This window comes from Rickettsia asembonensis (assembly GCF_000828125.2).
Lineage (GTDB): Bacteria > Pseudomonadota > Alphaproteobacteria > Rickettsiales > Rickettsiaceae > Rickettsia > Rickettsia asembonensis.
In genome coordinates this window covers 1-16825 of sequence record NZ_JWSW01000009.1, presented here as the reverse complement: position 1 = coordinate 16825, position 16825 = coordinate 1, and the positions used below count along the sequence as shown (strand labels likewise).

Genomic DNA, 16825 nt, shown 5'->3' with positions numbered 1-16825 from the left:
GGGGAATTACTTTTTTAATGTCATTTCTGTGAGGTATTATTACATTAATAGTTTTTTTCATTGTCACCCCGTGGCTTGACCATGGGGTCCAGAAAAAAATAAAAAAAGACTGGATACCGTGGTCAAGCCACGGTATGACACCAATACTAAAAAGTAAATCCTATACCTATAGAAACTATTAAAGGATTAAGTTTAACTTTAGAGGTCACGGTTTTATTACCTACTAAATTCGGTTTATACTCAAGTTTAGGATTTAAGAAAAATTGTCTTACGTCGATATTGATTAAAGTATCATCTTTAGCATAAAAATCTACACCTATTTGTCCTACGGCACCGTGTCCGTTTCTAATTTTAAGACCGGTAGCTTGCGTAAGCATATAAGAACCGTGATAACCTATGCCTATATACGGTCTTATTCCACCGTAAGGAGCTATATGAAATTGTCCGGTAACCGTTGCAGGAATCATATAAATAGGTTTGTTTTTTCCTAGTTTGACATTATCAACGCCATAATTATGAGCAACGGCTGCAAGGGATGTATATTTAGTGCGTAAAACATTAAAGCCAAGTGATAATTCAGTAGCTAAATAATTGTTAAAAAATATAGTAGTGGATGCATCACCTCCATAACCGTTTTTTGCAACTTCTCCTACTGGAACAGGTTGAGGAGAAGTAGGAGTAGGTAATCCTTTTTGCTTAGCACTTGAAAAAACACCTCCTAGACGCATCTTGAAAACTAAACTTCCTTCGTTTTCGTAATACGGTGTACTATCATAGTCAGGAGCAGAATCTACATCATCATACATGCTTTTAGCAAAACTATTAATACTTATGCTGGATACAAACAAAATTATCCCTAATTTTTTCACTATTCTTAACATATTAATTATAACCTTTACTTGCTTAAAATTGATTACCGTATTATTATATAAAATTTTTGTTTATATATTTATACCATTTTCATAAAAGATAGAATTCTTTTATGCTAAAAGTCAAGACATTTAAGTAAAATTATAGAAATTATTGGAGCATATTAATGAATAATGCATTAAAAACATATTTAACCGGTATAGGTTGGTTTTTACTTAGTTTAGTAAGTAGTAGTGCCAATGATGTAATGTCTAAATATCTTGGGACTCGTTTACATAGCTTTGAAGTAGCTTTTTTCCGCTTCTTTTTCAGTAGCATAGTTTTACTACCTTTTGTTTTTTATTACGGTAAAAATACCTTAAAAACAAGTCATCCTTTTGTACATATATTAAGAGGATTATTATTATTTTTCGGTATGACTTCCTGGACTTACGGTCTTACCATAGCTCTCGTTACTACTGCAACTGTTGTAAGTTTTTCTATCCCTTTATTTACTTTAATACTTGCCATATTTTTTCTTAACGAAAATATTATTTGGCAAAGATGGGTAGTTACCGTAGTAGGATTTATAGGGCTTGTTGTTACACTTAAACCTCATGCCGAGGATTTTAACCCCGAAATTTTGTATTTTGTATTAGCGGCTATTTCATTTGCTATGCTTGACATTATTAATAAAAAATTCGTAATAAAAGAATCGATGATCAGTATGCTATTTTATTCGGCAATAGTAACTACTGTAGTATCATTGCCTGTTGCATCGCAATATTGGCTAACCCCTAGCGGTTTTGAATTAGCTTTATTATTTGTACTAGGTAGTAGCGGTAGTTTAATATTATTATTCCTACTTAAAGCTTTTTCCATGGTAGATGCAACCGCTACCGCTCCTTATAGATATTTAGAGCTGGTGATTTCGGCAATAGCGGCATATTTCATATTTAGTGAGTTTCCCGATAAAAGTACACTTCATGGAGCAGTAATAATAATTCCTGCTACCTTATTTATAATATACTCCGAAAAAAAAGCTATGAGTAGAAAACATGAATCGCAGTAAGCTAGTATTTTCAAGCGGTATCGCTAACACTTTTGAATGGTATGATTATGTATTATTCGGTTATTTTGCACCCATAATAGGAGCAAAAATTTTTCCGAATGATGATGCTAATACTTCTTTACTGCAAGCTTTTTTAGTATTTGCTATAGGTTATTTGGCAAGACCGTTGGGCGGCATATTTTTTGGTGTTATTGGTGATAGATTTGGACGCAAAGTAGCCTTAACTAGTGCATTATTTTGCATGTCTGCCCCAACCGTATTAATAGGAATATTACCAACTTACCATACTATAGGTATAACTGCGACTATATTAATGATTTGTGTACGAATTCTGCAAGGATTATCAATGGGAGGAGTTTTAACCGGTTCTATTTCTTTTGTTATTGAACATACTAGCCATAAACACCGAGGCTTTACCGGTAGTATTTCAACGTCTAGTATATGCTCCGGTTTATTGCTTGGTTCTTTTGTTTCTTATATCGTTAAGAATATCCTAACAGCTTCACAATTTGATAGTTTTGGCTGGAGAATACCTTTTTTACTTGGATTTTTTATTCTTTTTGCAGCATTTTATATTAAAAAAAATACACACGAAACACCGAATTTTAAAAATCTAAGAGAACAGAAAAAGATTTTACAATCACCGTTAAAAAAAGTCATTACCAATCATTGGTTTGATATATTAATCTCGATTTTTATCAATGCTCCCGGTTCGATAATATTCTATTTAACTACAATTTACTTGGTATCGTTTTTAAAAATCAGCCGTAATTTTACTGAAAATGAAGTAAATAGCCTAGCTAGCGTATGTTACGTGATTATGATAGCTGTAACTTTATTAAGCGGTTATTTATCCGATATTATAGGTCGCAGAAAAATTTTTGTAATTAACCTGATAATAATTACTATAACAACGCCGTTTTTACTTAATAATTTTGAGAACGGTGATTTTACAAGCGTAATTATCTCACAATTTATACTAGCTATACTTGCCGCTAGCTATATCGGTCCTGAACCGGCATTACAAGCAGAGTTTTATCCTACAAATATACGTAACACCGCTTTGTCTATTTCATATAACACTGCTACAAGTATTTTCGGAGGTACTACGCCTCTTGTCTTTGAATATTTAGTACAAAAAACAGGGCATGTAACCTCGGCAGTTTATTACATCATATTAAGCTGTATTTTTGCATTGATCGCCTTATATTTTTACAAAAATAGAAGTTTAGATAAAATATGAAAAAAATTACAAATCTAGTTGAATTTAATGATAAAATTGTAGTCTTGACACCTAAGAGTTCTTACTATGGCAATGCTTACGAACACAAAATAACTAAAAAAGGATTAGTTTTTGCTTGTATCTCACAGGATAGCATAAATCACTCCAAAACTGTTGAAAAAATAACTAGTAACGAAGCAATTTCAAGGATAGATATAGACTTATTCGGTACGTGTCATAGAGTTACTACGACTGTAACGACCGACCGATTACGGCAAGAAGAAAGCGGCTCTTTAGAAATGAGACCTGCTTCTGCAAAAGAGATAGCCCAATTACAAAAGTTAGTACAAGATAATAAAATGATATTAGCATGCCAAACCAAAGAAAAAACACTAAAGATTTTAAGTGATTATTTACATAAAAAATTTGGGATGTATGCTAATGAAGCTACAGTAGCATCTTCTGATGAGGTACATATAAGTGGAACGAATGAAAAGCTAGAATAAGAGCTTTTTAGTAATATAGTAAACGAATTTCTAAAATTCTTCTTGATTTAATAGCAAATATGTGGCAAAAAGAGTTTGAAATAAAATTCTAGACTATATGAAAGAAAATTAAATTAATCTATTTTTACTCTTTTTAGTTACAAATTATCAAATTTTTTTGAAATAGGCACAGTTATTACCACAAAAATCTTATTAGTTTTCGGTTTAAAATATTTAAAATAATTTAATTTTCTTTCATATAGTCTTGCTACTATAGCTCAGGGGTAGAGCACTTCATTGGTAATGAAGAGGTCGGGGGTTCAATTCCCCCTAGTAGCACCAATCTCTATAAGGGTTTCAAGGCTTTTAAAAAATTTCTTAAAATTCATATGTTCCTTTTATGTTCCAAATTGTCTAATTTTTGTATTAAATCTCTTTTAAATCCCGAATTTTAAATATTATAAAAAATCTAACTTGCTATATTCCTTAAATTAATTTCCATTTATTTGTACTTTTAATTAAATTTCTATTGCATTCTTAAAACTCCTTACTATGATTCTATCTATAAGCTCATTCTTAACAAAAGATTAAAAATTATAAAATTTAATAAGGAGTAAAAAATATGAAGGAATTAATAGAATTTCTAGAAAAAAAAGAATTAAAGGAACAAGCCGATAGTTTAAAAAATGGTGCTACTAAGCTTAATCTTAATTATAAAAGCATAGGTGTTGAAGGGGCTGAGTTTATTGCAAAACTTCTAGAGACTGATGAATGTTCTATTACTGACCTTCGCCTCAACGGTAAGTACGGATGGATTAACGTAAGGGCTGGAGGAGTAGAACTTATTGCCAGAGCTCTAAAGCTTAATAAGCACTCTATTACTCACCTTGACCTTGGAAACAATAATATAGGTGCTGCAGAAGCAGAGCTTATTTTTGAAGCTCTAAAATCCAGTAATTCTGTTGTTGAGCTTAAACTTAACAACAACAATATAGGTAATATTAGGGCAAAGTATATCGCTAAATTAATTGAGTCTAATAGTTCTATTACTTACCTTGACCTTGGGGACAACGATATAGAAGAACAAGTAATGGTGGAAATTGAAAACTGTCTGGGTATAAATAAAGTTAAAGCAATTAAAGAGGCAGAAAAGTTATATAAAGATGGTCTAGCTTTAGATAATCAAGAAAAATATAGTGAAGCTATAGAAAAATATAAAGCAGCAATAAAAAAGGACAATGACAATTTTTTATATAAAGAAAACCTAGAAAAGGTACAAATAAAAGAGCAAGAACAATAAAATGATTCAACAAATAATAAAATTATAACAAATATATTTAATGAAACAGTATATGGCAAAACGCTTTTGAATCATCCGAAATTGCTACAAGCTGCCGTAAATAATAATCTAAGCTCTGATTTAATCTACGAAGCAATTAATAATAATGATGAGGAGCTTATTTTAGCCGGATTAATAAGCGTAGGGTATGATGTAGGAACGATTAATTAAGGACAGGGGCAATTTCCCCACCCTTTAAATTTTCATGCTGCTTGTAAATTTTGTTGCATAAAAAAAGTATCTCTTATATACTGTCGTTTAGTAGAAATGGTTAGCAAATCGTACACTAGCCCGCCCCACTATACATCCTAAGCTTTGTGAATTTTTAACCTTTCTTGAAAAATTCATATGCTGATTTTAGTCTAGTTTCTGTCAGATACTATTATAGTATTACGTTTATTTTATAAAGCTAAGTTGCAAATAATATAAAACTAATGTATGATTTACATTTAAAATACGGTAATGATTATTTTATTATATGATAGACATTCTTCTTTTTGTACATATTACTATTGCAATATTGCTAATTATAGTTATTCTGATGCAGCGTAGCGGATCGGATGGAATTAGTAGTATAAGCGGCGGTAATAATATGGGAGTAGTCAGTGCTAAAATAGTCGGTAATTTTCTTACTAAAAGCACTATAATACTTACAACATTATTTTTAATAAACGCAATAGTACTTGCTAACCTTTCTTCAAAAAAGAAATCAGATTTAGTTTCTAAAATTAATGAAATTGAAGAAAATCAAGCAGAAAATAGTTTACCTATAGCTAAATAGTTACAGCTTTATCTTAGTAATATCTCTCATACTTGTCATTGTCTATCTTTGTTGGCATTGTTGCATGGATCCCCGAACAGTCATTGCGAGGAGGCATTGTTGCGTAGACCGGTAAAACCTACTGTGTCACCTAGTTCGCTTGACCACGGGGGCCATAAAAACAATAAAAAATACTAATAATTTTAGTATTTTTAACTGGATCCCGTGGTCAAGCTACGGGATGACAGAGGTGAAATTGATCCACGTAACAACATCTTGCGAGGAGTAAAGCGACGTGGCAATCCAAAAAAATAATTAAAAAAATTCTGATTTACAGAATTTTTTTCTTCCTTGCTTCGTTGAAATTTACAATTTCTTCTCGCAATAACGAAAAAATCGGGTCATGCAACAAAGCCGTATGACAATAATTCACAAAATAATTTTAGAAATGTCTATAGAATTTAATATAAAAGAAAAAATTTATATCATTTTATGTACGTTTTTTACAGTCCTTATTATAGTAGGAAACTTAATATATCAAAAATTTGTTTACCTTAATATTTTTAATTTTTATATTCTTGAATTATCTATAGGAGCAATTTTTTACCCGTTAACTTTTTTATTAACGGATTTAATAGCTGAGTTTTACGGTAAAGAAAGGGCCAATTTTTGTGTAAAACTTGCTATTATTTTTAATATAATAGTAGTTTTAATAATAAGTCTCATGGATAAATTGGAAGCTACTAATTGGTCTAATGTTGATAACATAACTTTTCATAAAGTCTTTGGTTCATACCATATATCTTTTTTAGCATCAACTTTTGCCTGTTATATAGCTCAACTTGTTGATATTAATATCTATTTATGGATACGTAAAATTACTAAAGGTAAATATTTATGGATAAGAAATAATTTTAGTACAGCAATTTCTTTATTTATTGATACTTTTATTGTAATTGGGATTATGAGCTTATTTAATATTTTTCCTTTTGATCAATTAGGTCAGCTTGTACTTAATAGCTATTCATTTAAACTATTTTTTACCGTATTTAGTACGCCGATATCCTATTTGGCAGTTTGGTTAATAAGTTTGTTTATTAAGAAAGGATAAGCTCTTAGAAGAAACTTATCCTTATTTATTTTACAAATTGACTTTTAGTTTAATAAGCCCCTGATGGCTTTGATATTTTCTATGAGTATAATAATTATACTCAAGCAGAACATTTATATTTTTTCTGCTCATAAGTATATTACTACCGATATTATATCCAAGCTTAGGTTGTTTTGGTATAATAATTGTTTCTTGTAATGTTTGCCCTTTAAAAGTTGCTTTTGCATTAACTTTTGTATTTTTATTATTGAAGTGACGCTCAATATTACCGTACAAACTTGGTGTTAATACTATATTATTTACGGTCGCTATAGGCTTAAACACTATTTTACCGCCAATACTACTTTCAAAGGATTGATTTGATTTCTTTTGAATCATTAAGTTTTCTATATCTACATTATATTCTTTATAGTTGCTAGCTCTTGAATAATCATATTTAAAACCGATATTAGGAATAAAATGTAAATCGTATTTTGTACGATATTTATAATTTAATAAGGTTTGAAAACTTAAATTATTGTTTTGATATTTTCCAATTATATTATTAATACTTTTAGATTTATTCTTAATATAATTATGACCGTAAGATGTTATAGCTTGTAACGAGAAATCTTTAATTAGTTCTTTTAGACCGTAAATGCTTAAAAGATGACCGTTAACAGCTGTTTTTTCTAGTTTTTTATTATATTTAATTTGGGATTCTAAACGGCTATAAGCTATTCCTATAACATCATGACTATTAATGAATTCAGCATCAGCTCCGATAGTTACACCGGTGGTACGACCTTGATATTTTGGAATATTCTTCCAAGTTCCTTGTTTATTGATGCCGTATAAGCCGCTAATCCATACCCCTCTTGCGATAGTTGGGTCTTCATCACCAGCGGCAACTATAGAAGCAATATCAAGTCTGTTATTAAAAATATTACTATAAATATGTTTATTAGTAACTGAAATCGTTCTATCCACCACCTCTAATACTGCTACTTTGTTATTAGTTTCGGCAGATACCTGTTGTCTCTGTGTCGCTTCATCTTGTTCTGCAATTGCTTCAGTTTTGAATGACACATCGATAGCTTCGTCTTCGCTTTCTAAAGCTATATCTTTTTTTGATTCTTCTTCAGTTGTATTATTACTTTCTTCTAATTCTTCATCAGTTTCATATCCTTTATCGTCTTCGTCACTAGATCTTAAGGCTAGAAGTGATTTTTTGTCATCTGATGATTTATCATTTTTGCTATCGCTAGAACTCAATAACCTCGGTGATAAAGCAGTTGTTGAATCAGATTTCTCTGACTTTTTATTGCTATCTTCAGGTCGTGTATCATCCTTTGTTGAGGATTCGTCATTTGTCGCTTCGTTTTCTTGCTGGAATAATGATTGGAATTGTTTTGGATCTAAACGTCCTACTTTCTTTTCCTGGTTATTATCTTCTGATTGAACATTACTACCGTATTTTTGTTCTAGTTCAGTAGATTCTATTAGTAATTGTTCAACAAAAAGTAATAATTCTTTATCTTTTACCGATTCTAAAAGTTTCTCTCTATAAATATTATGTACTTCTTGCCCTATTTCGGTTCTAGGACCTATAAAATTAGAGTTAGCAGTATTAAATGCCTCTGTTAGTGCTTCTTGTATATTTTCTGTCACCTGCTGCTGTCTAGGTGCAGCTTCAGGAGCAAATTCTTTGCGTAACTCTTCTTGATACTTAATATTATCTTCAGCATATTTAATAAAGTCTGTATCTTTTGTTAGCTCTGAAAGCTTAGATTTATAAATATTATGTACTTCTTGTCCTATTTCAGTTCTAGGGCCTATAAAATCAGAGTTAGCAGTATTAAATGCCTCCGTTAATTCATCTTTACGTTTTTTGCTAGGTTTAATATTATCTTCAACATATTTAATAAAGTCTTTATCTTTTGCTAGTGCTAAAAGTTTAGAAGTATAAATATTATGTATTTCTTGCCCTATTTCAGTTCTAGGACCTATAAAGTTAGAGTGCATAGTGTCAACTGCTTCTTGAATTTTTTCAAAATATTCTTTGTTTTGATTGACCTTAGATACATGTTTTGAATGCTTAAGTACTATTGATTCTATTGTAGCTTTTTTAAACAAATCGGTATCAGAGTATTTTGCTTTATGTCCTGCTGATTTTTGTCCTGATAAAGCAAGTTCATTATATCTTAGAGCTATATCGGAGCTAAAATTATAAACCTTTGGAGTTATTGTTTTGAAAATAGGTGTTTTAATATCTTCATTTACTTTAGTAATTCTATCTATCCAATCTTGAGTAAATCCTAAATCTTTTAAATAAGCTAAGCCAGGTGGTGGTGGTGGCACATTTCCGGTATGGGTATGATTTTTAGCTTTTTCTTGAGAGTAGTCTTTAAGAGCTTTTAATATTACAGACATATTTAATTTATTAGCAAGAGCTCTTACTTGTTGATCACTCATACCTGAAAACGAAGGCAAAGCTAATCTTAATTGATCTAAATTATTACTACTTTCTTGTTTGACAACAGCGGCTTTTAAAAACTCTTGTAATAATGCAGGATCTTTTGCTTTTACTATAGCCATAAAATCATTTTGAGGTAAATTTGCTGCAGTTAATTCTTCAAGTTTTATTGCATTTAAAATAGCTATTCTTAAGTAATCAAGTTTAGCTTGTGCTTGATCAGTTGTAATTACTTTTTTTAATTTTGTATCTTCTTTTGTTAAAAAAGTAATTTGTTGTGCAATAGTTAATATAGCAGGGTTTTTAATTAATTCTTCAAGTCTAGTGTCAAATTTTTGACCAAGAATTTCTGCTTTCTCATAAGCAAATTTTAATTGTTCAAATGGGTCTTGTTTGCTCTCTAATTCTCTAATCAGTTTTAATTTATCTAATTCATGTTTAATAGGTTTCTTTAGATCTTCAGATATTTTGCATGATGATAATATGATGCGTTCTACTGCATCATCAGTATCTTCATCGAAAATCTTCTCTAATATTAATCTTCTTGTTATTGTTGTTTTATTACGATTTACAATTATATCTTGTATATATGGATCTTGAACAAGCTCCTTAAAAATTTCTTTAGCTTTTTCTTCGACTTCAGGAGTTGCAATACTAAATAAATTTACAAGAGTTTTCTCGTCCGCTCCTTGGTTGGCATATGATTCTGTTAATATTTGACGTATAACATTTATAATGTCAGCTTGTTTTTTTATCTTTTGATCTTGTAAATCATCAGCTTTTTTACCTCCTGTCTCAGCTCTATATTGTTTATATAATTTAGCATATTCGGTTGTCGGCTCATTTCTTTCTTGAGTATTACTCTTAGTTTTATCCTGATTTGTTTTAGCTGTGTTTTCATTTTTTACTTTACTGTTCTGAATAAACTGATCATATAATGTATATAATTCAGGAGTATTTGTAAGCTTATTTAAATAAGCATTACCAAAAGGGGGGGGTGGAGGCGGTGCATTACCGTGTGTTTTATTTTGACTACTTAACCCAAACAGATTATATATTTGCGTAGTTAATGCCTCCTTAGAAGATGACATTATATTAATACTATCCTCGAATCCCTTGTTGTTGAAAGAATTAGCTAATTTAACTATTTCTGAACTACTCAAATCTTTCTCTATAACATTATATTCTCTTAGTACATCATTAATTGCTTTTATTACTTCGGGAGATATATTAGTTCCTTGAACATTATGGGAGTGTAAGTCATTTTTTAACTCTAATTGCAAAGTTAAAAGTTCTTGTATTATCGATTTGTCTGTCATTACTGCCAGTTTCAGCAAATCTGATAATTTATCATGCCGGATTTCTCCTTTAAATACTAAAGGAATTATATTTTCTTTTGCATATGTACTGATGCCGTCAATAATTTTGTTACGTTGCTCTTCAGAGCTATTATCTAATAATTGTTTTAGAGTAGGTCTATTTTTAACGTCAATATTTGTGTTAAAATCTAATCTTCCCTTATCATCACTAAATAATATTTTTTGAATAATATCATCATTAAAATCACTTAAGATAGCATCCACTGCTTCTTTTTTATAACTACCATCTACTTCAAGATTTAGTGCTGCTATAGGATTTGTTTTAATAAGATTTTTAAATTCTTCAGTATTTTCTTCTTGTTGTATTATTTTATATATGTTCTGCTGGGATTGCGTATAATTATCTCTGTTACCTTTAAGCAGGCTTTCTAAAGTACTCTTAGAATCAAAAGAATATGGTTGTCTTTCCTCTCTACCTGTGTCAAAAGGAACCCCCGACCCCGATGATTTTCCTCCAGTATTTGTAGTTGTTCTAGGATGTTTAGTATATGACCTAGTATTATCTTGATTATTATTGCCTTTTGTTCTTTCACTTTCTATTTGTTTAAGAAAATGATCAGCCTCTAATTTCTTAATATTAAACTTTTTACGTATTTCATCATTTGAGGGGAGTGGATTATTATTATCTATATATTGTTGTCTTGCATTGTGCATAGCATGCGTTCTTATATCATTAATATATTGTGCATCATTTGACTCTCTATCTTTACCAAAAAGTTTATTCAGTTCTTCTTGGGTAGGAATCTTACCAATAGTTATAAGCTCTACTTTTTTCTTCTCCATAACTTGATTTCTTATTACGGTTCTACGGTGTTTTGCTTCTTCTTTACTTATCTTAAGAGTTTTCTCTAGCTCATCTAATTCAGGAACTCTGCCGGTAGTTATGTATTCTTTTTCTTTAACTGAAGTTGTTATTGAGTGAATATACAGGTCTAGTAATGCTTTTTTATCCTTTTCTACACGGCGTACATTTTGATTTTTTTCTAGTTTATTATCTGTTTTTTTAGCATCATAAGCTATTTCAAGGTTTTGTGCTGCTTCTTCAGGCGTAGGAATTTTTCCTTGTGAAATATATCCGTCAACTTTTTCTTTAAAGCCTTGTTTCGTTCCTGCAATATATAAGTCAAGCTCTGCTTTTTTTCCTCTTGCACTATGCCTAGTACCTGTAAATAAAGCAGGCAAGTCTCTTTCGTTATAACCGTTTCCCACGTCAATTGTTGCTTGAGTAGTACTAGGTACTAAATTTGCTTTCTTCCAATTATCTTGTTTTTCTTGTAAACTGTAGCTTTCCCATGCCCTTTTTTGCTGCACTTCGTTAAGACCGCTTAAAGCCGGTGTTTTACTAACTAAATCTTTAAAGCTTGCCGCTCTAGCACTTGTACTTAAAAAGCTACTAGTCAACAAACATGTTGACATGAAAAAAGTTAAAACATATTTTTTTGAGTGGGAATTTTGTAAGCTCATTTAAACCTCGATCAGTTATTATTTTTTTTAAACATAAACGAGGCGACTTATATAATGTTTATTAACTTATGTAAACTATTAATTACTAATTTTTGTTAACTAATAGATTTTTTAACCAAAATGTGCTTAATACATCACATACTAACTAATGGCATCTCAATTTTTGGTAAATAAAATATGCAAATTCAATTTCACTTATATAACACTCTTAGCCGTACTAAAGAGGTTTTTAACCCTCAAGATCAGACTAACGTAAAAATATATGTATGCGGACCGACTGTTTACGATAATCCTCATATAGGTAATAGCAGGTCAGTAGTGGTATATGATTTACTCTACCGTATAGTTATAAAAATATTTGGTGAGCAATCTGTAAAATACGTACGTAATATTACGGATGTTGACGATAAAATTATCGATAGGGCTGAGCTACTTAGCATTACTATTAATGAGTTGACTGATAAAGTTACACAAGAGTTTCATACAAATATGGCATATTTAGGTTGCCTACTACCGAGTATTGAGCCGAAAGCTACAGAGCATATTGATGTAATGATCGAAATAATAGAACGCTTAATAGCAAAAGATCATGCATATATTGCGGATAATCATGTTTATTTTGATGTTTTATCAGCTCCAAATTATACGGAATTATCTAACCGAAATTTAGAAGAAATGTTTGAGGGAGTGCGTATAGAAAACAGCAAAACCAAAAAGCATCCACAGGATTTTGTATTATGGAAACCGGCAAAGCCAAATGAATCCGCAAATATGAATTTTGAAAGTCCTTGGGGACTCGGTCGCCCTGGATGGCATATTGAATGTTCAGCCATGAGCTACAAATATTTAGGTGAGAATTTTGATATTCACGGTGGCGGAGCAGATTTAATCTTCCCGCATCATACTAATGAAATTGCACAAAGTAGATGTGCTTTTCCGGATTCTACCTATGCTAAATATTGGGTACATAATGGCTTTCTAACGGTGAACGGTGAGAAAATGAGTAAATCTCTCGGTAATTTTATTACCGTAAGGGATTTAATGGATAAACAAATTCAAGGAGAAGTAGTAAGGTTATTTTTATTAAGTACTCAATATAGACGTCCACTTGATTATAATGATAAAGCTATAGAAGATGCTAAAAAGACTTTAGATTATTGGTATAGAGCCATAGAAAATATTAATGTACAAAAAATAGATTTACCTCACAATTTCATGCAAAGCTTACTTGATGACATGAATACACCGCTTGCCGTTAAAATAATTAATGACTATGCTAAAGGTGTCTTTATTTCTAAAACTGAAGAAGAAAGGCAGCTTAACGCCTCTGCTATTATTACTTGTGCTAATTTTATTGGTTTAATGAATAAGACTCCCCATGAGTGGTTTAATAGCGGTGTGAATGAACTATATATAAATGAGCTTGTAAATAAGCGTTTGGAAGCAAAAAAACAAAAAAATTGGTTATTAGCCGATCAAATTCGTAACCAGTTATTAGAGAAAAAAATAATTCTAGAAGATAAACCTGATGGTACTACTATTTGGCGAAAAGAATAAAAGCTTGTAAATTATACAATATACGTATATAGTTTGTAGGCTTATGATTTAAGCAAATTCACACGTAAGATATATGTTAGTTCATGTATAGAACTGTCATGCTAGTTCCTTGAACATGGCATTCAGTAAATATATGATAATAAGTTGTTTTTGAATCCCGTGGCGGGGCCACGGGATGACAAATATCACAATATCTTACGGAGGTATAAACTAACAATTAGGAGAATTTAAAAATGTCAAAAATACCATCTGTTAACATTAAAGAATTATTAGATGCAGGCGTGCATTTCGGTCATAAGACCTCACGTTGGAATCCTAAAATGGCATCTTATATATATGGTGAACGTGATGATGTTCATATAATAGATTTAAGACAAAGTGCTGCTTTAATGAGTGTTGCTTTGAATACAATATATGAAACCGTAAAAAAAGACGGTAAAATATTATTTGTAAGTACTAAAATACAGGCCAGTGATATTATAGCGGAATATGCCGAAAAATGCGGACAATATTACGTAAATCATAGATGGCTTGGCGGTATGCTAACTAACTGGAAAACTATTGCGGGTTCAATAGAAAAACTAAATAAGTTAGAAAAAACCTTAGAAAGCGAAGAAGCACTTATGGGTTATACTAAGAAAGAGATACTCGATATGAGCCGTAAGAAAGAGAAGTTATTTCTATCTCTTGCCGGTATTAGAAATCTTAATTCTAAACCTGATCTTCTAGTAGTTATTGACACTAATAAAGAGCATATCGCAATTAATGAAGCGGTAAAGCTTAATGTTCCTATAGTTGCAGTAGTCGATACTAATTCTAATCCTGATAATGTAGATTATCCGATTCCGGGTAATGACGATTCTATAAGGTCAATAAGACTTTATTGTAGTTTATTTGCAGATGCGGCATTACAAGGACTTGAAGAATCAATGAAAGCTTCAGGAGTTGACATGGGTGCTATGCAGGAGCATACAGATAAGGCGTTAACTTCTAAAAATGTTTCTAAATTAAAACAAGCTAAAAAATTCTCTAAAACGAAAAATATTGATGAAGAGACAAATACAGAATTTGAGCAAGCATTAAATGATGCCGATGAAAATAAAAATTCTGATAATGCATAAATGTTGTTGTGTGGATTGAAGAACCTACTCGATGTCATCCCCGCGTGGCATTGTTGCGTGGACCTAAAAATATGTTCGGTGTCACCCCGTGGCTTGACCACGGTATCCAGTTAAAAATACTAAAATTATTAGTATTCTTTGTTGTTTTTATGGACCCCGTGGTCAAGCCACGGGGTGACACCGAGGTCCTTCTTCAAGCGATATCCCAAGCCAAATATAATAATTAAGGAGAAAGTAAGGTATGAGTGAAATAAATATAAGTGCTGCAGCGGTTAAAGAATTAAGAGAAAAAACCGGTGCAGGTATGATGGACTGCAAAAAAGCATTAATAGAAACCAGCGGTAATTTTGAAGAAGCTATAGATTTTCTGCGTAAGAAAGGCTTAGCTGCGGCAGCAAAAAAAGCCGGACGTATTGCTTCTGAAGGTTTAACGGCTGTAAAAGTTGATGGGCTTACCGGAGTGGTGGTTGAAGTAAATTCCGAAACAGATTTTATTGCTAGAAATGAACAATTTCAAGATCTAGTTAAGGATATTGCAAACCTTGCAGTAATTGCAAAAACTATAGACACGTTAAAAACATCTAAAATGCAAAGCGGTAAATCAGTTGAAGAAGAGATTATAGAAAATATAGCTACAATCGGTGAAAATTTAACATTACGTCGTATGGATATATTAGAGATATCCGAAGGAGCAATCGGTTCCTACGTACATAATGAAGTTGTACCGAATCTAGGAAAAATTTCCGTATTAGTAGGTCTTGCGTCTAACGCAAAAGATAAAGCAAAACTAGAAGCTTTAGCTAAACAAATTGCTGTTCATGTAGCAGGAAATAACCCGCAAAGTATAGATGATTCAAGCTTGGATCAAGCACTCGTAGAGCGTGAGAGAAAAGTATTTTTTGAGAAATCTAAAGAAGAAGGAAAGCCTGATAATATTATAGAAAAAATGGTAGAAGGTAGAATACGTAAATTCTTCTCTGAAGTTGTATTGCTTCAGCAAAATTTCTTATTTGAGCCTAAACTTACTGTTGCGGAAGTAATTAAAAATGCTGAAAAAGAACTCGGTGCAGAAATTAAAATCGCCAAATTTATTAGATACGAACTTGGTGAAGGTATAGAACACGAAGAAAAAATTTCGCCTATGAAGTAGCAGCCATCACACAAGGTTAACGGTCTTGTTTCATAGCTTCAATGTCATTCCCGCGTGGCATTGGCTTTGTTGCGTGGAACGATTCCGTCGTCCCTCTCTCTGTCATTCCGTGTACTTTAGCGGGATCCAGTAAAAAATAACCATATATAGCTTCTACATGATATGCATGGTCAGTGTGCCCTATTTCCACTACTCCTCCATTTTCACAAATTTTTTGAGTTAAATACTCATAATGTCAGCTATTTACCGGTACAATATATAGGTTGCCACTATAGCCGATTAATACAGGATAATGAGGAATAGGGCAAAGTACAGGAGGATTGGGCAAAGCTAATTTTTGTAATTTACCGTTTGCATCATAATGAATTTCAAGACAAGCCTTATCTATAGTTATATTTCTTTCATCGACATGATTACTTAAGGCGTATTTTAACACGAATGAACTTCCAGGCTTTATAGGATCGGTAAAAGTAAGATTTCTATATGCCGTAACTTCAATAATCTTATTATTAAACTTATATTTTAATGGAACATTTACAATGTTTATAATATCTTGACGCACTTCTCCATAAGTATTTTTCTCATAAATAAGTGGAGTCATTTTAGAAGATATACATTGCATTGTCGGTTTAGGAGTTGTAATAATAACTTTTTGTTTACCGGTCGTTTCATCAGTGCTTACTACTTCTGTGGTACTAGTAGTTAATTTATAAGCACTTCCCAGTAACTCACTAGCTGATCTACTTTTTTTTATGCCCTTTCCAATCCACTCTTTTACTTTTTCTCTCTTGGAAAAAGTAGTATCCTCTTGAGGTTCAGTAGGTGCAGACTCCGGTGCTTTTTCTATAATGTGAGTGTTGA

The 16825-nt window shown here is 31.6% G+C and carries 13 protein-coding genes, 1 tRNA gene and 2 pseudogenes; 11 read left to right on the top strand and 5 right to left on the bottom strand.

Features of this window, described 5'->3' with window-relative positions; all coding sequences use genetic code 11:
* Positions 1-146: 146 nt before the first annotated feature.
* Positions 147-881, bottom strand: a complete 735-nt coding sequence (locus tag SB78_RS01890; protein ID WP_041078134.1) for an OmpW family outer membrane protein — start codon at positions 879-881, stop codon at positions 147-149.
* A gap of 155 nt (positions 882-1036) precedes the next feature.
* Between SB78_RS01890 and SB78_RS01885 the strand changes: the two genes are divergently transcribed.
* The 8 genes from SB78_RS01885 (at position 1037) to SB78_RS01855 (ending at position 6838) form a co-directional block, all read left to right on the top strand.
* Positions 1037-1921, top strand: coding sequence for a DMT family transporter (locus tag SB78_RS01885; RefSeq protein WP_041078132.1), 885 nt, complete (start codon positions 1037-1039; stop codon positions 1919-1921).
* Complete coding sequence (locus tag SB78_RS01880) at positions 1908-3164, top strand: MFS transporter (protein ID WP_041078130.1); 1257 nt, start codon at positions 1908-1910, stop codon at positions 3162-3164. Before SB78_RS01885 ends, SB78_RS01880 begins: the two co-directional genes overlap by 14 nt.
* Before the next feature lie 278 nt (positions 3165-3442).
* Positions 3443-3649 carry a hypothetical protein gene (locus SB78_RS11675; protein WP_041078169.1) on the top strand — a complete coding sequence of 69 codons (207 nt, stop codon included), beginning with the start codon at positions 3443-3445 and terminating at the stop codon, positions 3647-3649.
* Positions 3650-3895: 246 nt separating this feature from the next.
* Positions 3896-3970, top strand: a tRNA-Thr gene (locus SB78_RS01870).
* Between the two features lie 280 nt (positions 3971-4250).
* Positions 4251-4928, top strand: coding sequence for a hypothetical protein (locus SB78_RS01865; protein ID WP_041078128.1), 678 nt, complete (start codon positions 4251-4253; stop codon positions 4926-4928).
* A 66-nt stretch (positions 4929-4994) separates the two neighbouring features.
* On the top strand, positions 4995-5138 hold the full coding sequence (locus tag SB78_RS09595) for a hypothetical protein (protein ID WP_158510082.1): 144 nt from the start codon (positions 4995-4997) through the stop codon (positions 5136-5138).
* Positions 5139-5445: 307 nt separating this feature from the next.
* Entirely contained in the window at positions 5446-5748 is a 303-nt protein-coding gene (secG, locus tag SB78_RS01860; protein ID WP_041078126.1) for a preprotein translocase subunit SecG, read from the top strand.
* 427 nt (positions 5749-6175) lie between these two features.
* Entirely contained in the window at positions 6176-6838 is a 663-nt protein-coding gene (locus SB78_RS01855) for a queuosine precursor transporter (protein WP_041078167.1), read from the top strand.
* 30 nt (positions 6839-6868) lie between these two features.
* Here the strand turns inward: SB78_RS01855 and SB78_RS01850 are convergent, their stop codons facing one another.
* Positions 6869-12088, bottom strand: a complete 5220-nt coding sequence (locus SB78_RS01850; RefSeq protein WP_410524494.1) for an autotransporter outer membrane beta-barrel domain-containing protein — start codon at positions 12086-12088, stop codon at positions 6869-6871.
* Positions 12089-12313: 225 nt separating this feature from the next.
* Between SB78_RS01850 and cysS the strand changes: the two genes are divergently transcribed.
* The gene (gene cysS / locus SB78_RS01845) at positions 12314-13693 is read left to right on the top strand and encodes a cysteine--tRNA ligase (protein ID WP_041078124.1); all 1380 of its coding nucleotides are present in this window, start codon (positions 12314-12316) and stop codon (positions 13691-13693) included.
* A gap of 233 nt (positions 13694-13926) precedes the next feature.
* Positions 13927-14814 carry a 30S ribosomal protein S2 gene (gene rpsB, locus SB78_RS01840; RefSeq protein WP_041078122.1) on the top strand — a complete coding sequence of 296 codons (888 nt, stop codon included), beginning with the start codon at positions 13927-13929 and terminating at the stop codon, positions 14812-14814.
* 34 nt (positions 14815-14848) lie between these two features.
* Here the strand turns inward: rpsB and SB78_RS09945 are convergent, their stop codons facing one another.
* Entirely contained in the window at positions 14849-14995 is a 147-nt protein-coding gene (locus SB78_RS09945; RefSeq protein WP_199402699.1) for a hypothetical protein, read from the bottom strand.
* A gap of 60 nt (positions 14996-15055) precedes the next feature.
* On the opposite strand from SB78_RS09945, the pseudogene tsf reads away from it, so the two are divergent.
* Positions 15056-15984, top strand: a pseudogene (tsf, locus tag SB78_RS01830) (translation elongation factor Ts).
* Here tsf and SB78_RS09590 read toward each other — a convergent pair.
* Together SB78_RS09590 and SB78_RS01825 are read right to left on the bottom strand one after the other, a co-directional pair.
* Positions 15981-16154 carry a hypothetical protein gene (locus SB78_RS09590; protein ID WP_158510081.1) on the bottom strand — a complete coding sequence of 58 codons (174 nt, stop codon included), beginning with the start codon at positions 16152-16154 and terminating at the stop codon, positions 15981-15983. The pseudogene tsf and the gene SB78_RS09590 overlap by 4 nt on opposite strands.
* A gap of 45 nt (positions 16155-16199) precedes the next feature.
* Positions 16200-16825 (bottom strand): annotated as a pseudogene (locus SB78_RS01825) (hypothetical protein); the annotation flags it as partial.

Excerpts from the sequence above, each read along its gene's own strand:
- SB78_RS01880 (WP_041078130.1), top strand. The coding sequence starts at position 1,908 with ATGAATCGCAGTAAGCTAGTATTTTCAAGCGGTATCGCTAACACTTTT.
- rpsB (WP_041078122.1), top strand. The coding sequence starts at position 13,927 with ATGTCAAAAATACCATCTGTTAACATTAAAGAATTATTAGATGCAGGC.
- SB78_RS01865 (WP_041078128.1), top strand. The coding sequence starts at position 4,251 with ATGAAGGAATTAATAGAATTTCTAGAAAAAAAAGAATTAAAGGAACAA.
- SB78_RS01855 (WP_041078167.1), top strand. The coding sequence starts at position 6,176 with ATGTCTATAGAATTTAATATAAAAGAAAAAATTTATATCATTTTATGT.
- SB78_RS11675 (WP_041078169.1), top strand. The coding sequence starts at position 3,443 with ATGAGACCTGCTTCTGCAAAAGAGATAGCCCAATTACAAAAGTTAGTA.
- SB78_RS01890 (WP_041078134.1), bottom strand. The coding sequence starts at position 881 with ATGTTAAGAATAGTGAAAAAATTAGGGATAATTTTGTTTGTATCCAGC.
- cysS (WP_041078124.1), top strand. The coding sequence starts at position 12,314 with ATGCAAATTCAATTTCACTTATATAACACTCTTAGCCGTACTAAAGAG.
- SB78_RS01885 (WP_041078132.1), top strand. The coding sequence starts at position 1,037 with ATGAATAATGCATTAAAAACATATTTAACCGGTATAGGTTGGTTTTTA.
- SB78_RS01850 (WP_410524494.1), bottom strand. The coding sequence starts at position 12,088 with ATGTCAACATGTTTGTTGACTAGTAGCTTTTTAAGTACAAGTGCTAGA.
- secG (WP_041078126.1), top strand. The coding sequence starts at position 5,446 with ATGATAGACATTCTTCTTTTTGTACATATTACTATTGCAATATTGCTA.